Annotated in this window: 8 protein-coding genes; all 8 read left to right on the forward strand. The window is 65.7% G+C overall.

The genetic code is table 11. The annotated features are described in order from the left end of the window. Positions 1–56: 56 nt before the first annotated feature. The 8 genes from dpdE (at position 57) to ABZ573_RS05225 (ending at position 17,542) form a co-directional block, all read left to right on the forward strand. Positions 57–3,407: a protein DpdE gene (dpdE, locus tag ABZ573_RS05190; RefSeq protein ID WP_358116150.1), complete on the forward strand. Its 3,351-nt coding sequence runs from the start codon at positions 57–59 to the stop codon at positions 3,405–3,407. Continuing rightward, a complete protein-coding gene (gene dpdF, locus ABZ573_RS05195) occupies positions 3,397–5,982 on the forward strand; it encodes a protein DpdF (protein ID WP_358115703.1) in 2,586 nt (861 codons plus the stop codon). The genes dpdE and dpdF overlap by 11 nt, the downstream gene beginning before the upstream one ends. 1 nt (position 5,983) lies before the next feature. After that, on the forward strand, positions 5,984–6,883 hold the full coding sequence (gene dpdG / locus ABZ573_RS05200; protein WP_358115706.1) for a protein DpdG: 900 nt from the start codon (positions 5,984–5,986) through the stop codon (positions 6,881–6,883). Beyond that, positions 6,876–9,908, forward strand: a complete 3,033-nt coding sequence (gene dpdH / locus ABZ573_RS05205) for a protein DpdH (RefSeq protein WP_358115709.1) — start codon at positions 6,876–6,878, stop codon at positions 9,906–9,908. The genes dpdG and dpdH overlap by 8 nt, the downstream gene beginning before the upstream one ends. Continuing rightward, positions 9,905–10,579 (forward strand): hypothetical protein, encoded by a 675-nt coding sequence (locus tag ABZ573_RS05210; RefSeq protein ID WP_358115712.1) that lies wholly within the window; start codon positions 9,905–9,907, stop codon positions 10,577–10,579. Before dpdH ends, ABZ573_RS05210 begins: the two co-directional genes overlap by 4 nt. After that, entirely contained in the window at positions 10,576–15,039 is a 4,464-nt protein-coding gene (gene dpdJ / locus ABZ573_RS05215; RefSeq protein ID WP_358115715.1) for a protein DpdJ, read from the forward strand. The genes ABZ573_RS05210 and dpdJ overlap by 4 nt, the downstream gene beginning before the upstream one ends. Continuing rightward, complete coding sequence (gene dpdK / locus ABZ573_RS05220) at positions 15,036–15,554, forward strand: phospholipase D-like domain-containing protein DpdK (protein ID WP_358115718.1); 519 nt, start codon at positions 15,036–15,038, stop codon at positions 15,552–15,554. Before dpdJ ends, dpdK begins: the two co-directional genes overlap by 4 nt. A 137-nt stretch (positions 15,555–15,691) precedes the next feature. Then, positions 15,692–17,542: a hypothetical protein gene (locus ABZ573_RS05225; protein WP_358115720.1), complete on the forward strand. Its 1,851-nt coding sequence runs from the start codon at positions 15,692–15,694 to the stop codon at positions 17,540–17,542. Positions 17,543–17,596: the final 54 nt, after the last annotated feature.

Consider the following 17,596-nt stretch of genomic DNA (forward strand, 5'->3'; position numbering starts at 1 on the left):
CGGGGCTGCTCTGAAGCATATTGCCCGGCAGTCCGGCGATCGCGTCAATCAAGGGGGTGGCAATCATATTTGATTCACAAACCGGGCGGACCGAGGAACGATCGAGCCCGCGGTCACTCCATCAACGTCGGCGAGTTGCCGCCGATGCCATCGTCCTGCCTGTCGGCCAGTTCGTCGAACACCCAAAGATCGAGGGGATTGGGCGTATTGCTGAACGCCAAGGCGACCAGGTGCGGGTTGAAGCGTTCGAATCCGTCGCAATCCCTGTAGGGTTCTGCTGCTGGGTCGACGTTGAAGAGTGTCAAGCGGTGCGGTTACTGCCGCAGACCAGGGTGTACTGGCAAAATCCGGACACGGGTCGATGGAGGGCCGGACGGATCGTCGGTGGAGGGCCAGACACCTACTTCGTGCGGCTCCCCAACCTCGACCTCGACCACCAAATTCCTCAGGTGCACCTCCGGGTGCGCTGGGACCGGCCGATCGTTTCTCCTGTCGAGGTGCTGGCGGCCGGCGCCAACGAATCGCCGTACTTCCGGGACGCTCGTCTGCCTATGCTGCGGAGCCTCGTTGCCCAACGAGCTGCCTGCGCCAATCTGCCTGCGCTCCTGTCGGCGGCGATCGAGATATACCCCCATCAGGTGCAAGCGGCGTTGACTGTGCTCAGCGACCCGGTCCAGCGCTACCTCCTTGCGGATGAAGTCGGCCTAGGGAAGACAATCGAAGCGGGCCTGATCATCCGGCAGCGACTCCTTGACGACCCCACCAGCCGGATCGTCGTCGTTGCCCCCGACATGCTGCGGCAACAATGGAACCGGGAATTGCGCGACAAGTTCTTCACTGACGATTTTCTCGCCGCAACGCTGAAGATCACGCGCCACGAGACTCCTGAGCGGTGGAAGGACTACCATGGCTTCGACCTGGTCGTCGTCGACGAGGTTCATCGCCTGACTGACACGGCGGACCCCGCGCAATCGCCCTACCGCGAGTTGGCCGCCCTGGCCCACTCGGCGCAACGACTGGTGCTTATCTCGGCCACGCCGACGATTTCTCGGCCACAGGCACACTTGGGCATGTTGCACCTGCTTGAACCAGTTCTCTACCGCTGGGATGACCTGCCGCGTTTTGCCGAGAGGTTCCAGGCACGGCGCGTGTTGGCCAACGCCGTCTTCGGGTTGGACGCGGATTTCGAACCGCTACTTCCCAGCGCTATCTCCGAGATCTCGGACCTGCTGCCCGAAGACTCTGCCTTCCGCGACCTTGCCGATGAGGTCCTGTCCCTCCTTACACCGGACGGAGACTTGAGCGATGAGGCTCAGCGGCCAGCCTTGCGTGCACGGGTGGACGGGTTGCGGGCACACATCAGCGAGACGTATCGCCTGCACCGGCGGATCATCCGGCATCGTCGGCACAACGTCCTTGCGGCGAGCGGAGACGACACAGACGCTTTGCCCTTTGAGGTCACCGGCAGGGAGCGACCCACGGTGCTGGGCTTCTGGGCGTCCGCCGCGGAGCCAATGGGTGACCTGCTTCTGACCTGGCAGCAGCAGGTCGCCTACTGGCTCGTTGATCACGATGCGGAGGACCAGGCTGCTGCCTATGGGCACGTCCTTGCCGTCCTGGCCTCACGCAGCGACGGCCTCTCCGACGACTTCCACGACGCTGTCCGATGGCGGGTGTATCGGGACGGCGTGGCCGCCCAACGCGCGGGACTCAACAGCCAGGAACGCGACATCCTCGCCGGAACGGCCGTTCTGCCCGCAGACCGCGTCCTGTCAAGCAAGCTTGACGAGTACACCGACGGACGCGACCTCGATGTACGGCCTCTCGCCCACGTGCTGGCCAAGCACGGGCGCGTCGTCGTCTTCTGCGGCGGAGGAAGCCTAGCCGGTCGCCTCGTCGACGCCCTTTCGTCGTCGCCGAGCACACGCATCGTCGCCGAGCACACGCATCGTCGCGGAGCGGGGGAGAGCGCCGCTGCGGCCGATCGGTGGCGTTTCCATGGCGGTGTGTTGATCGCGGACGACAGCGTTGAGGATGGCGTAAACCTGCAGGACGCCGATGCCGTTGTCCACGTACGGCTGCCCTGGTCACCCAATCGATGTGAGCAACGGCTGGGGCGCGTGGACCGCTTCGCTGGAGCCTTTGGCTCCAGCGGACGAGCCGCAGCGCAGTACGTGATCGACGTTGGCCCTGCCGACCAATCCTTCGGGGCCACATGGGCGTGTTTTCTTGTAGACGTCGTCAAGATGTTCGATGACTCGGTCACTGCCCTGCAGGACGCCCTCGAGAACGTGACAACCACGGTATGGGAGTTCGGCCTGCGGGAAGGGCCGGCCGCGATGCTAGCGATGAGCGGGAACGTGGCCGAGAAACTGCGGCAGGAACGTCGTGAGATAGACGGAATGGACACGCTGGAGGCCGTCCACGAAGGGTCTCGTGGCCGCATCCTCGCAGAGGAAATGAACAGGATGGAGGCCCGTTGGGGAGCTCACGAGAAGGCGACCATGCTGTACGTCGGAGCCGAAGCCGGTGGGCTCCGATTTGCCGTACAGCCCGCCGAGGAGAGCCGGCAAGTCGTGCGCTTCGCGCGTGGTCAAGCCGACCCTCTCGTGTCCCCACGACTGTTCGCATTGTCAGGACGCACCATTCCGAAGGCCGTCATGCAGGGAACCTTTAACCGCAACGTTGCACTTCGCGCACCCGGTACCCGGCTTTTCCGGGTCGGCAACCCGTTTGTCGACACACTCGCGAGGGTGGCTGCGATTGATGACCGGGGACAGGCCTGCGTGCTCTGGCGTCCAGGTGTGCGCAGCCGGGACATGGTTGCCTACTTTGGTTTTGACTTTCTCGTCGAGGCGGACATCGAGTCAGCACAGGAACTCATCGGCGCACTTCCCGACGCAAGCCGTGCGCTTCGGCGCCAGGCCGACCTCATTCTGCCGCCGCTGATGCAGCGGCTTTGGCTGCCCTCTGGCGAGGAACAGGGCGTCACTGACGAGCGCCTTCTGAGATGGCTGGACGCTCCATACGCGCCGGACCGGGGCGACGTCAACCTTAACGACCAACGCATCGCCGGCGTCTGGAACTACTTCGGCGACGTCGAAGGGCTGGCGGCTGCCGCCCGGCGCGCCGAGTTACACGCGCGCGACGCGCTGACCCGTTCCGCGCAGTTGCTGCAACGGGCGGAGCAGGCGCGTGATGAGGCCGGTCGTGCGCTCGCGGTCCGGCGTGCCCAGGCGGAGGCACGGCGCAAAGCCGGGTGGCTGCTGTCCGACACCGACAGTTACCTTGCCGACGTAGGTGTCGCAGCCGCCCTGATCGACGCGTTGGGGCAGCCGGCCATCCGGCTCATGGCGGTGACCTGCGTGGTGGGCGGCGAACTGGGAGCGATATCGAGTGGCGCGTGACGATTGGGCGTGTGCCCAGGAACTCTGGAGGACGTGGCCGCAGGTGCCGGTGGGCTTCCCCGCCGCAGGCACCTGTGCACGGCTGCGGGACGCGCTGGTGGGTCTGGGCACGGGCGCTGCTGGCTGGCGGGACGTCGCCGCTCTGACCCGGCAGGTTCTTCTCGAGAACGAAGCGCGACACGGCGGAAGTTGGCCTCTCGCCATTCCGAGCGGACCGGCTCTGCCCGACCGACACCAGTGGGAACAGGCGGGCTGCGAGGCGTTGTCCACGGAGTTGGGTTTCTCGATCACGGCAGTGATCTGGTGTCCCGGCGAACCGACGACACCCAGTAGCGAGGCGTCCTCGGCGGAAATACGCGACGTCTACCGAGGCCTTGCCTGGTGTACCGACACTCACCCCGCCGATCCCTTTTGGCGGCAGGCGCTTGGTCTCGGCTTCGACCACTACACCTCGCTAGGGCAGCGGCAGGCCGCTCGTACGGTCGTGACCGCGCCTCCCGGCAGTAGCACCATCGTTTGCCTTCCCACCGGCCAAGGCAAGACGGAGGTCGCGTGGGCGGCCGCCTTGCCCGCCACCCGGCAGCGTGGCGTCGCCGTCGTCGTGGTGCCGACGGTCGTGCTCGCGATGGATATGGAACGCAGACTTCGGGGCCTGCTGGCGGCACTCGGCGAGCAACCCAGCCCCAGTGGACACTATGCCTACACCGGTGGAACACCGGAGGACATCAAGCAAGCCATCCGACGCGACGTTCGTGACGGGCGGCAGCGGGTTGTCATCGCCGCGCCGGAAGCCATCCTCACGGGGCTCAGCCAGGCGCTGGACGCCGCCGCGCGCCAGGGCTACCTCACTCACCTCGTCATCGACGAGGCGCACCTGGTCGAGCAATGGGGCAACGAGTTCCGACCCGAGTTCCAAGCTATGAGTGGGCAGCGCCGGTCTTGGCTCGCGATTGCACCGACCGGCCGGCAGGTGGTCACGCTTGCGATGAGCGCCACTCTCACCGAGCAGCAGGTTCAAACACTGTGCGAGTTGTTCGGCACGCCCGGCCGGGTGGAGGTGGTGTGGGCGTCCCAGACCCGTCGCGAGCCGTCGTACTTTGTCGACCGGTTCGCAACCGAGCAGAAGCGCATTGCCGCCGTCCTGGAGGCGATCGGCAAACTGCCTCGACCACTGATCATATATACCTCGCTGAAGAAGGACGCGAGGCGGTGGACCGGACTGCTGAAGCAAGCCGGTCTCCTGCGGGTGGCGGAGGTCACCGGAGACCTGAACGACCTCCAGCGCCGGACCGCGGTTATGGGCTGGCGCGGCGAGGACGAGGCCGGCAGACCCACGCCCACGAGGCACGACATAGTCGTCGGTACCTCGGCGTTCGGGTTGGGCCTGGATATGTCGAACGTCCGTACCGTCATCCACGCTTGCATGCCTGAGACGCTCGACCGTTACTACCAGGAGGTAGGGCGCAGCGGCCGCGACCGCCGCCCCTCGGTGGTCTACCTGACGATCGCACCGGGCGACGACGGCACCGCACGCCGGCTGAACCGCGACATCGTCATCAGCGCTGACAAGGGATGGAACCGGTGGCGAACCATGTATCGCGCCGCCGTCGATCTCGGCGACGGACGCCGCGAAACTAGCCTGGACACGTTCCCGCCACACCTACTCGAAGAGTCGCGGCAGAACCGGCAATGGAACGTCCGTACGCTCAACCTCATGTCACGGGCTGGGCTGGTCGCCCGCGAGGAGCCACAGCCCCCGGTCCGGCTGCGGGACGAGCCGGACGACCAATGGCAGGCGCGCCTCGACCAGTACTTCACCGGGCTCGACGCCCGTGTCGTCGTCCAACTACGCGACGGCCGGACCAACGACCGGTCGTACTGGGGCGAGGCCTTCGAGGCGCAACGAACGCTGGTGATCAAGCAGCAGGGCGCCGCCCTGAATCAGTTGTACGCCTTGGTCCGTGGCGACCGGTGCGTCGGCGAAGTCCTCGGCAGCTACTACCGAATGCCATGGCGGGGCGGCCTACTGACCACGCCGGTGAACTGCCGCGGTTGCCCGTACTGCCGCCACAGCGGCTCCCACCGCGGGGACGACGGTCTCTACCGCGCTGGCGGTGAACCCCTACCGCGGATGGCGCACTGGCAGGAGACGGGGGACCCGCTCGCCAAACTGCGCCGCGACCGTCCCTGGCTGAGCATCTGGTGGCGCACACCGGCCGCGCGCGACGATCTTCTGCCCGAACTGCTCGCCCAGTTGGCCCGGCGTGGTCTCGGGGTGCTGGCCGGACCGGGAGTGACGGATGCGGTCGCCCGTAAGGTCCAGCGTGTGGCGTGGCCGAAGCCGGTGCTGCTGGACCACGACGACGACCTCACCGAATCCTTCGCCGGACCCATCGTCTGGGTGGCGGATGAAGGGCCGGACCTTTCGGCCGCGGCGCGTTCGAGGTTGCGGGATGGGGCACCGACGTATCTGATTCACCCACGTGAACTGCCCGACCCCGAAAGACCGCACGTTCAGCTGCGGCAGTTGTGCGATGCTTCGCTCTCGCTTGAAACCGTCCTTGGAGCCTTGTGACATGGCGCTACTAAACGAAGGTGCCTCCTTTCCGACCGCGATGTGGGTGTTGGTCAGATACCTGCTGGTCTCGCCGCATCGACGCCGGTCCCGCGCGGTTGCCCGAGCGGCGTTGCAACCGGCAAGCCTGTTGCCGGCTGGCAAGGCCGACGGGGACAAGACCTTCGACTACGCGGTGCGGATGCTGCGGGATCTGGCCATAGTCGCCGAGGACGGCGACGATCTCGTGCTGCGAGATGAGGTACACCTCGGTTCCGCCGATAGCTATCAAGGCTTCACCGACCTGTTGCGCAACCGCGTGCTTGAACCGCATCGCAATGAGGGGATCGCCCAGCCGGGTGATCAGGGGCCCAAGGACCTGGTCAGAGCGCTGGCGTGTTTCCTGACGCTCGATGCGTTCCGCGCCTTCGACGAGGATGCGCTGGAGTCCCTGCTGCGCGAGGCATTGCCAAAGCACATTCCGGACCCCAACTTCAACGACGTGCGGCGCAACCGTTTCGGCTATTGGTCGCAAGCGCTGGGATTCGCGGCCGGTCCAGTCCTGCTGACACCGACCAAGTTGACGCTCCAGCCCGATTGCACGCCCGCCGTGCGGCGTACCGCCCGGATGCTGTGGCCGGATGGTGCCCGGCTGGCGGCGCGGGACGCCGTCACGGCTTTACTCGACGCACTTCCCGTGTTGCCGGACGGTCGCTACAGCCTCGAACTCGAACTTGAGAAGACGGCGCCCGACGTGTCGTCGGCCTTGTCGTTCGCGCTCTTCTGCGGTGAGGAACAGGGCTGGCTGAGGTTCGATCGCCGGTCCGACGCCGACGACGAGGTTCTACTCGTCGACCCCGATCGGGCTGCCGGCACGCGCCGTATCACTCATCTTGAGATCATGGAGCCGATTGATGGCTGAGTTCCGTCAGGTTGTCTGCTGGTCACCGGCCACCGCCGCCACGACCATCAGTACGGAGGCAGTCAGTCCGTCACCCTCGGTCTTCTTCGCAACGCACGCGCCGCTGCGAATCCGGCGGCGACACCCGGAAGCCAAGTCCGACGACCTGGGTATGCCCGTGACCGAGGAGGAGGTTCGGCGCGACTTCCTACAGCGGCCGACGGCCAACGGGGTCCTGCTGATGCCGGTGACCGGTGAATCGGGAACGGGGAAGTCGCACCTGGTCCGCTGGATCCACGAGTTGACGCCGTCAACCGATGAGCGCCTGGTTATCTACCTGCCGAAGACCAGCACGAGTCTGCGCGCGGTCGTTCGGACCCTGCTGGATCACCCGGGTGTGGACACCCCGGAGTTGGCACAACTGCGTGCCGACGTCGATCGGATGAGCTCGGAACTGGACGTCGACAGCCTGCAACGCCGTCTGATCAATGAGCTTTCCGAGGCGGTCGCGGTGGCGGACCCCAGACCGGGCCCGGCGCGGATTCTGGCTGGGCCGGACAAGTTGGCGTCGCTCTTGCTGGATCCACACGTCCGCGACAATCTGCTGCAGCCGGGCAAGCTCATCCCCCGGCTCGCAGCCAGTCTGCTCTCCGACCGGGGCGAGCGAGAGGACGACCGGCCGACCAACTTCTCGCTGACTGACCTGCCCCTGGACATCGCCGACGTCAACAAGGCCTCCGACAAAGCCAAGCGGTTGCTGAGCCTCATCACCAGCCGGCCCGAACTGCAGACTGCGGCAGTCGAGATCCTTACCGAGCAACTCCCAGTCGCCGTCACGGCGGTATGGAACATGGGCGGCGGGCGGCTGCAGCAGGCGATGCTCGAGATCCGTCGCCGATATGCCGAGCAGGGCAAAGAGATCGTGCTGTTGATCGAGGATTTCGTGGTTCTCCAGGGCGTTCAGCGGGATTTGCTCGACGCGTTAATCGAGGCGGGCGTACGTGGCGGGCGCTCCGAACTCGCGCCAGTCCGCACGCTCATGGCCGTGACCACCGGGTACTTCGCCCGGCTCGCCGAGACGGTCCTGACCCGCGCAAAGGCGGCCACACCCTATATCTACGACCTCCACGTTCCGCTCAAGTACGACGACCAGGGCCAGGCAGAAATCAGTGCCTTTGTCGGGCGGTATCTCAACGCGGCGCGGGTCGGCCGGAAGGCCCTGGACCAGGCCGACGTTGAACACGGCGCCGACGTGCCCAACGCGTGTGACACGTGCGAGTTTCAGGAAACTTGCCACTCCACCTTCGGTGCTTCGCCCGAAGGCCATGGCCTCTACCCGTTCAACTGGTCGGCGCTGCGGCGCGCTATCCGGGCGCGCCCGGCGCACAGCAGTCCTGAACTGTTTAATCCGCGCGCGGTTATTGGCGAGGTCATCCGGCCCGTGCTGGTGGACCATGCGCAGGCCCTGCGCGAGGGTTCGTTCCCTGACCAGCAGTTCCGCGAGGAATATCCCACTCCCCCAGGGGAGGATTTTTTACTCGGCGCCGTGGCCCAGGAGATCGAGGAACGGGACGTCGTCGATGCGACCCGGCGCAAGACGTTCCTCGAACTCTGGGGCGATGCGCCAGGCCGAGTTATCAACCTTCAACCGGAGATGCACCAGGCGTTCGGTGTCGGACTTCTCAGCCTGAACGACCTGGAAACCGCCTCCGGCCGCGCCACGACGCGTGCCGCCGGCCGGTCCTCGTTGGGAAGCAAGACGTCCGTCGTTTCATCTACCGGTGAGATCTCTCGGGCCATCGCGAAAATGGTCGAAGACGTCGAGGAGTGGCAGGGGCGTCAGAGCCTGCTTCCGCAGGGCACCGCGGCCCACCTCCGAGGCATTATCCGGCAGGCGGTGATCAACAGATGCCTATGGACCGACCCGGTGATGGCCGAGCCTCTGGTCGTGGACGTTGACAAGGCATGGCCGGCGAAGTCCACAGTCGTTTCCATTGAAGGCGCCGGCGGCGAGCGGCTTCCAGGGACTGCGGAAGCTCCCATTCGGTTCAAGCGTAACCCTGGTAACGCCACCTTTTTTCGGCAGTTGCTTCTAGCCGGCGTCGACTTGACGGGCAACGCGGCGGCTGTGGTCCGCCTGCAGACGATTGCGGAACGCCACCAAAAGGATCTCCAGTTTGCTGTGCAACGCTATCGTGGTTTCTCCGATGAGGAACTAGTGCTGGGGATGCGGGCTTCCCTGTTGGGTGCCGCACTAGCCGGGCATGCCTGGCCGGGTATGGCGGACGCTGAGCTGATCGACGCGGCGCTCGCCGATGGCAGTGGCTGGCAACGAGCGGACGCCGCCGGACGCACCCCGCAGTGGAGCCGGCTCTGGGAGACACACCGAGCAGGCCGTCGCGAACTGGTTACCAGGCTGCGGGATGGTGTCGGCTTTACCCGTGGTGCTCGAGGCGGCGTGCGGATCATCGACGCTGCCCGAGCGGTGCCTCTGGTGCGGGAGGCTGCACAGGACTGGACGTGGCGGCGACCGGACAGGCTTCCTGAGTGGGCCGAGAGGGCCGTTGGCGGCTTCAACCAGTTCGTCGGCGTCACGGATGCACAACTGGTCGTGCTCCGGGAACAACTCACGACGATCCGAGGCTTGCTGCCGTCGGGTGTCGGTGGTAGCGAGACCGTCGCCGCCGTGGACCAGGCTCTTCGCGTCGCCGTCGGCGAGGGGTTAGGTCCCGCTGATCTGGCGGGGTTCGAGTCGCTGCTGAACAACGTCCGGGAGCGCGACTGGCGATCCGTCGAGCGGCTGGAGCGGGACCTGGCACGCATCGACGCCGCAGTGGACGACAAAGATCGATATCGCGCAGTGGTTGCGGCATGTGCAGTGGACCGAGGTGCCGACACCACGACGATTGAGCGGTTCCTCACCCTTAGTGATGGTTGGTTGACCGAGAAACTCCACCAGGCCCGGTTGCGGTCCGGCGGGTCGGGCGAGTCCGCCACCCTGCGAGTTCAGGACTTGAAGCGACAGTGGGCGGAGGTGGACCAGTGACGGCGATCTCGGTTCTCGACAAGGCAAGGGCACTCACGGCGGAGGCGAATCGGCTGCGGGAAGGGTCGGAGGCAGAAGACAACGCGAAGCGCGTCCTTACGCAGGCCGAGGAACTCAGCGGTACACTGGAGCGGCTGCGCCGACTCGTGGAGGCGGCCCGTGCGTTGCGGGCGCAGGGTGTCGATTTCGACCTCGAAAGAGTCGACGACGGTCGGGAACGCTTCTCGCGGCTGGCCACGGACGGGTTGCCGTCGGTCCAGGCCATCGTCGGGGCCCGTCGTACCGTGGATGCCGTCCTACAGCGGACCCGCGCTGCATTGACACAGATTTGGCTGCAGTGGGCGAGTGAGCGGATTGCCGAATTGCCGGTACAGCGGTTGGCGGTGCTGTCTGCCGCAGAGCAACGGGCTGAGCAGTCCACCCTGGGCGAGTTGAAGAGCCTAAGCAAAATCGATGTTCCGCATGCACGAGAGATCTCCTCCTTTGCGGCGGCCCATGCAGGATTGAAGGAGGCTCTTGACAACCTTCGTGAGCCCGACCCGGAACTGGAGCAGTTGTTGTTCCGACTGAGCCGTCGGATCATGCTTGACCAGGTCTCGGACGCGGACATCGCACTGCTCCGCGAGTACGGCCTCGCCGACCAGGTAGAACTTCACAGGAGGGGTTTGTGACGCAGCGACTCGGCAGTCGCTTCCTGTCCGACGTCCTTGACGATTTGGAGGACTTGGAACTTCCCCTACTGGCGTGGGGCGTGACTACCGGCACCCTCGCCCACAGCGAGGTGCTCGACGCGATCAACGACCGATTACTTAACAGCCCGAGGGCGCCCGAGGCCTTCGCTAACGAGGTGCTATCGGCCCTGCAGGACGCCGCGTTGCTGTTCCGAATTCCGGCCACCTCACCACCCCGTTACCGCACGAGGATGGCCGAGACCGTCCGCCTGACCACCCGGCTGCGGCAACTGTTCGGTCCACGCGACCTGACGTCGCCTCCGGCCCACTGGTGGGAGCAGGGGCGAACGCTAGTCGCCGACTATCGCCTGCACACTGCTCGTCGTCGCTATCCGCGACGCGCTATCGCCGTGGACGACGCGCTGCGCGAACTCGCTGGCACAGCGGCGTGGACGGAGGTGCACACCCACGCCGCCCGTGCGCAGTTGAACCATCCCACCGTGGCCAGGTTCCAGGTCGACGCCACACGGGCAATCACCCAGGCCCTGCATTCCGGCGAGAGCAACGGCGTGATCGTCGGTGCCGGAACGGGTAGCGGCAAGACGTTGGGCTTCTACCTTCCCGCCTTCGCCGCGATGGCCGAGCATGCTCGCAAGGGCGGCGGCGGCGTCCACACGCTGGCACTCTATCCGCGCATCGAACTACTGCGTGACCAGTTACGGGAAGCGGTCGCCGCTGTCCTTCGGATCAACGCTAGTTTGAAGCCCGGAGCCGGTCGGCGCCTTCGGCTCGGTGTTCTGTACGGGGCCACGCCGCACAACGCCGAGCAGTTGCAGGCGCGGAAATCGCATTCGGCCCGGGCGTGGGCCCAGCGTGGCGCGGATCTTCTTTGCCCCTACCTGGCGTGCCCCCACTGCCGGCGTGACCTCGTTTGGTCGCGCCTCGACCAAGCCGCCAATCGGGACCGGTTGCGGTGCACATACGGAGCCTGCGGGCTTGTCATCGACGATGTCGTGCTGACCCGCGACAAGTTGCGCAGCAGCGCTCCGGACTTGCTGTTCACCACCACTGAAATGCTCAACCGCAATGCCACTGATCCCGGGCTTGGTCGCCTTCTCGGGTGGCGCGGGCCCCGCCGGCCGTCGCTGGTCCTGCTCGACGAGGTGCATACCTATACCGGAATGCATGGTGCCCAGGTCGGCCTGCTGTTGCGACGATGGCGCCATGCGATGCGCAATACGATAACGTTCGTTGGGCTCAGCGCTACGCTGCGCGATGCTAAAGCCTTTTTTGCGCAACTGACCGGTCTTCCGGATGCCTCGGTCGACTACGTCACGCCGCAGCCGCAGGACTTAGAGGAAGAGGGCCGCGAGTACGCTCTAGCCGTGCGCGCGGACCCAGTCTCCGGCGCCAGCCAGTTGTCCACGTCCATCCAGACGGCCATGCTCTATGGTCGGGTGCTCGATCTTCGAGACCGGGAGCAGTTGTATGGCTCGCGCGGATTTCTGTTTACCGATGACCTCGATGTCACCAACCGCTTCTATGACGACCTACGTGACGCGGAGGGTGGTATCCGGTCCGGGCGGGGCCGTGTGGGGCGCGTTCTGGCCGGACTGCGGTCGCCGGAAGCTCCGTTTCGGGCCGAACGCTTCAACGATGGCCAGTCATGGGATCTAGTACGGCAGATCGGACATAACCTCGACCCTAACGCTGTGGTCGGGGAGTTGCGCGTCGGCCGTACGTCGTCGCAGGACGTCGGTGTGGACGACGGTGCGGATCTTGTCGTTGCCACTGCCTCGCTCGAGGTGGGCTACGACGACGACCGGGTGGGCCTTGTGCTCCAGCACAAGGCGCCATATGACGCCGCCGCGTTTATCCAGCGACGCGGTCGAGCCGGACGTCGTCGCGGAACGCGTCCGTGGACGGTCGTCACCTTGTCTGACTATGGGCGCGATCGGTTGGCGTACCAGGCGTACGACAGTCTGTTCTCGCCCGAACTTACGGCGCGTCGACTGCCCATCCGCAACCGCTTCGTTCTCAAGATCCAAGGCGCCCAGGCGCTGCTCGACTGGCTCGCTGCGACGCTACCGAACTCTCGCATCGATCCACGTCGCCTGTTGACGGCTCCGCGGCCGGAGGCTCGTCCGTCCGACACTGAGTTGGAGCAGGTGCTGGCCAACCTACTGGAACGGCTCATAACCGATCCCGTGGTGCAGGACAGTCTTGTCGTCCACCTGCGCCGGGCTCTCGGCATCACGGCCGACGAAGCCCAGGCGCTGCTGTGGGAACAGCCTCGTGCCCTGCTGTTGAGCGTGGCACCGACGGCACTGCGGCGGCTGCGCAGCAGGTGGCGGCCGGTAGATCCGGATCCGGGAGCTCAGCCGGGCAGCCTGCTTCCGGACTATTTGACCACTGCCCTGTACGAGCCGCTCAACGTCCCAGAGGTGAACTTCCGGCTGCCCTTCGCCGAGGACCCGGAAGCCCTTCCGATTGAACGGGCGCTGCGGGAAGCGGTCCCGGGGCGGGTTAGCCGACGCTACGGCTACCAAAGCAACCTTGACCGCACCTGGTTGCCGCTACCGGCGCCGGGAGTCGACGGGAAGATTGAGATCAGCAGCTTCGTTGAGACCCACAGCCCGCAGGGCATGTGGGCGCCTGTGGGCCATCAACCGGTAGAGGTGCTCCGTCCATACGTCATCCGGCTCCAGCGACCACCCGAGGAGGTGGCCGACCGGTCGCAGGGTGTTCCGGTGTGGGGATCGGAGATCCTCGAACCGGCCAGTGGCCTGTACGCGGGCAACATCCCGAAGCCTTCGGCCTGGACCGACCGCATCACTGCGGTCGGCTTCGCCACCACCGCCGCAGGCAACCCGGCCGAGGTCCGACGAATGACGCTCGGCGCCGAATGCGAGACGCTTTACGAACGTGGGACCGTGCGCCGGGTCAGCAGCAACGTGCGGTACTGCCTCGAAGGGCAACCTGCCGCGCTGGGCTTCCGCCTGAACGTTGATGCGGTCCGGTTCGAACTCGCTCCACTCGACGCCACTAACAAGGCGGTGGCGGAGTACCTGACATCGCCGGAGTGGCGGCTGTTGGCATTTAACGCCGCGATGGCCGAAGATCCGGCCCTGGACGGTATCGCCAACTCATTCCAGCGGAACTGGTTGACCACGGTCTACACCGCCGCGTACGCCCTGGCGGCTACCGAGCCGAACCTGGCCGACAGCCCGGGGGGGGCCATCCACGCGTCCCTCCGTGGTGGTAAGTGGCGCGACGACATCCAGCAGGTCCTGCGGGCGCTCTACCGCGATGCCACCTCGGAGGAGGTGGCAGCACACGATCGGCTCGTCGTGGGGTTGACCGAACTTAGCGCCGACAACCGCCTAACGGACCGCCTGGACCATCATGCCCGACTGCTGTGGACGGACGACATCAGACGGCTCACCGCCGATCTGGCACAACGGGTCTACCGCGACACGGTGGCCGCCGCGATACTGGCCGCCACTCAACGGGCCTGTCCGGACGCGCAAGACCGCGACCTCATCGTGGACGTCATACCGCTGGCCCAAGGGAATGACCATGCCAGCATCTGGCTTAGCGAGACGTCACTCGGCGGGATTGGCATCATCGAACAACTGGTTGTCTTCTACACGGCGAATCCTCGCCGGTTCTGGGGACTGGTCGACAGCGCGCTGGGGCCGAGCGACCACGACTACGTGCACAGCAGCGTCCTGCCACTGCTCGACCACGTCGTGTCGCAACCCTCGGGGGCGGCGGCGCAGGCAATGTCGGCCCTGCGTGAGGCGCGCTCGGCGCGTGCCGCCGACGCCGCACTGCAGCAGTTGCGCACGATTTGGGCAACGCTGACCGGCCATCCGCGGCACCAGGCGATCGCGGCTGTGTCGACCCGCCTCCTGCGTCCGGGCACTACTAGCGCCACGGACGCCACCGCGTTGGACCTTGTACGGGCCTGGGACGCACTCCAGCAACGGCTCGGCTTCGAGGTGGAAGCGGCAGTGTTCGCCTACCTGGTCAGCGCAGGTCGGCTAGCCGTTCCCATAGAAGAAGGGGCGAGCCTGACCGCAGACCAGGTATTTAGCTTGCTGTGGCCACGCGGTAGCAAGGCGCGTGTGCAGCATCTGCAGCACTACCAGCCTTACGCCGGGCCGCCGATCATCGACCGCCTGCTGGCGCAGGCGGCGCACGACGAGCGCCTTCCGGTCGTCGACCTGGAGGACCCGGACTGGCTAGCTGCCTACAGAAGGGCCATATGCGAGCGAAGCGCTGTCGTGCTGGCTGCGCCAGCACATCGGACGCCGGCCTTCGCCACTGCCCTGCGCACTGTGCCCGCAGTAGCGGTCGACCGGGACGTGCTGCGCGTGTACGGCGAGATACGCAGCGTCTCTCGTGACAGCGGCCTCATGAAGGCGACGATCGAGATCCGCGAGGCCGCACAGTGACCTGGGAAAGAGTGGTCCGCACCGGTCGCACGACCGGCCTGCGCATCGATACAGTGTTAGCCACCATCCTCACCGCCGAACTGGTAGCCCCGAGCGATCAGCTTTGGTTGGTCTCACCGTGGATCAGCGACGTTCCTGCCATCGACAACACCAGCGGCAGCTACGACAGCGTCTTCGTCGACCCGTCGAACCGGCTCTACACGTTGTCGGAGATCCTGTCGCTACTTACCGCTAGCGGTGCTCGAGTGACCGTCGTCGTACGCCCGGATCCCCACAATGTGACGTTCCTGGACCGGCTCCGCCGCGATGCAATTCAAGTTAATCTGCGGGTTCTTGAACACGAGGACGTACACGAGAAGACCTTTTGCGGTGACGGGTGGATCCTTACGGGCTCCATGAACCTGACCATGCGGGGCATGCAGATCAACGACGAGGCGATGACCTACAAGGTCGGCGCCGAAGCCGCCGGGACCGCCCGCCTCGACTTCCGGCACCGATTCGGAGGATTCGAATGACGGGCCGTCGCCCGGCGCATGGTCACGCGGCCAAGGTCGATGCCCTCATCGAGGCATTCTTCGGGCGGGGGAACCCCATCTGGCCGGACCGCGACCCGGACTCAACCATAGGCCGGCGTCTCCTACCCTACCTGCAGGTGCTGCACGAGAACTCCGACGTGCCGGTGGTCCTTCCGCGCCAAGACCCAGAAACCCGGCAATGGATGGCGTACGTCATTTCTCTGGACGAGCGGCACGCAGTCGTCGTAGGGGAACTTCTCCGAGCCTTCGTTGGAACGAGTTTCGCTCGCTTTCACGGCCTGCCAGCCAAGCTCGACCCCCGGGACCCGATAGACCAGGCTGTGGTGCGGTTCGCCGGTCACTCCTCGATCTTTGTTATCGTCAGCCCACGCTCGGCGGAAAAATCGATGTGGAACGCCATCCGACTGCTCCAGCAGGCGGTTCGGTTACGCCCCAAGCGTTCCTTGCATGTACCCACACCGGTTGGCCGGCTGTTGAGCCAGTTCGACGTCGCCATGGCGGCGGGCGACAACGCCACATCTGCGTCACTCCTCGAGCAACTATCGGCCACCGGCGGCCTGAGCGCGACCAACATCGCCTATCTACGCATCAAACGCCTCGCCCGCCTCGGCCGAAATGCCGAACTGCTGCAGCTGGCGGAGTTGCCGGACGTTGTTACGACCCGACCACCGAATCCGATACGCGACGCCATCCTGGCAGCCACCTTCACCACCATATTGGCTGAACCTCTCGCCGCTGGGGAGTTTGAGACTGCCCGGGTGCGCCTCGTTGAGGCGGGGGCACTGGTGCCCGCACTCATGGATGGTCCTCTGGAAGAGTTGAGTGCGGAAGCGCTCACTGTGCTGGCGTTCGCGGCGCTCAATATGCCCAACAAGTCCATCACGGTGTTGCTCCGTGAACGCTCCAGTCTCCTCGCCCGGGTCGAGTCTCTAGCACCTGGTCTCGCCGGTCGGTACTGCCACGGGCGTCCTAAGAATCCAGCAGACGAGGCCGAGAAAGCGGCGGCACGGCTGGCCTTGATGCCAACTGCCCCAGCGTCATGGATCGAGTTGGCGCGCGCGGTGGCGGCAGACTCCGACATCCGAGGGGTTCTTAAGGATGAGCGCTGGCGGCTGTGGTCGTCTGCCGCCGATACTGATGAGGAGATGGCGTCCGTCCTCGGCCAACTCGACGACGCGGCAGCCGACCGAGTCTGGGCCCTCGTCGGTCCGTTCGTGGACGCGGATCGTTACCTGCGCCCTGCCCCCCGGTCAGCGCGGGAGTTTTTGACGAACGCGCTCACCCACGACCGGTTCACTCCCGCGGACCTGGCTGGCATTGTTGCGCTCACTGAAATCGTGCTCCGGTCGGCTCCAGACGCCGCGACGTACGCCCATGTTCTGGACGACCTAACTGCGGAGGCATCCCGGTGGGCAGGCCCGGACCGGGCACCAATCGTGCTCGATCTGATCGATCTGCTGGCACGGTCCGGTTGCCCCGATCATGACGCCAGGCTCCGTGCCGGATACATGCTGCTGCGTCCTCTGAGTGACCACGGCAGCCGGCTGGAATCAGATCAGGCAGCATTTGCGGCTCAATTGAGCACGGAGATCGGCATCGAACTCCCGTGGCCCACCTTGGCTGAGGAAACGGCGGCCTCGGCGTGGTCACCCGTGCCGGCACAGGAACTCCTTCTGTACTCGCTCGACGAGAGGGCCTTGGACCGCGTAGCCGCCGCATTGGCGACGCTCGCGCCACAGGTTAACGTTGTCACGAGCCATGACCAAGTCGGCAGCCGTCAGTTCAAGCAGTGGGTACGCCGGGCGGATGTGGTCGTCATGGCGACGCGTTGTGCGACACATGCGGCCACCGGCTTCATAAGGTCTCACAGCAGGCCGGCGACTGTTATTCGGGAGGCGGACGGCAGTGGCTCGGCCTCGCTTCTCCGTGCCGCAACCGCTGCACTAAAGCGCGCGGATCCCGCCTGAGGAGCAGGCCGCGTGACTGTCGTGCCTCCGCGGCGGCGGACGCGGCATTGGGTA

The organism is Micromonospora sp. NPDC007220, from assembly GCF_040634035.1.
Taxonomy (GTDB): Bacteria; Actinomycetota; Actinomycetes; order Mycobacteriales; family Micromonosporaceae; genus Micromonospora; species Micromonospora reichwaldensis.

What these genes read in the sequence shown, in the direction of transcription:
- dpdG (WP_358115706.1), top strand. Translation starts at nt 5,984, where the DNA reads ATGGCGCTACTAAACGAAGGTGCCTCCTTTCCGACCGCGATGTGGGTG.
- dpdH (WP_358115709.1), top strand. Translation starts at nt 6,876, where the DNA reads ATGGCTGAGTTCCGTCAGGTTGTCTGCTGGTCACCGGCCACCGCCGCC.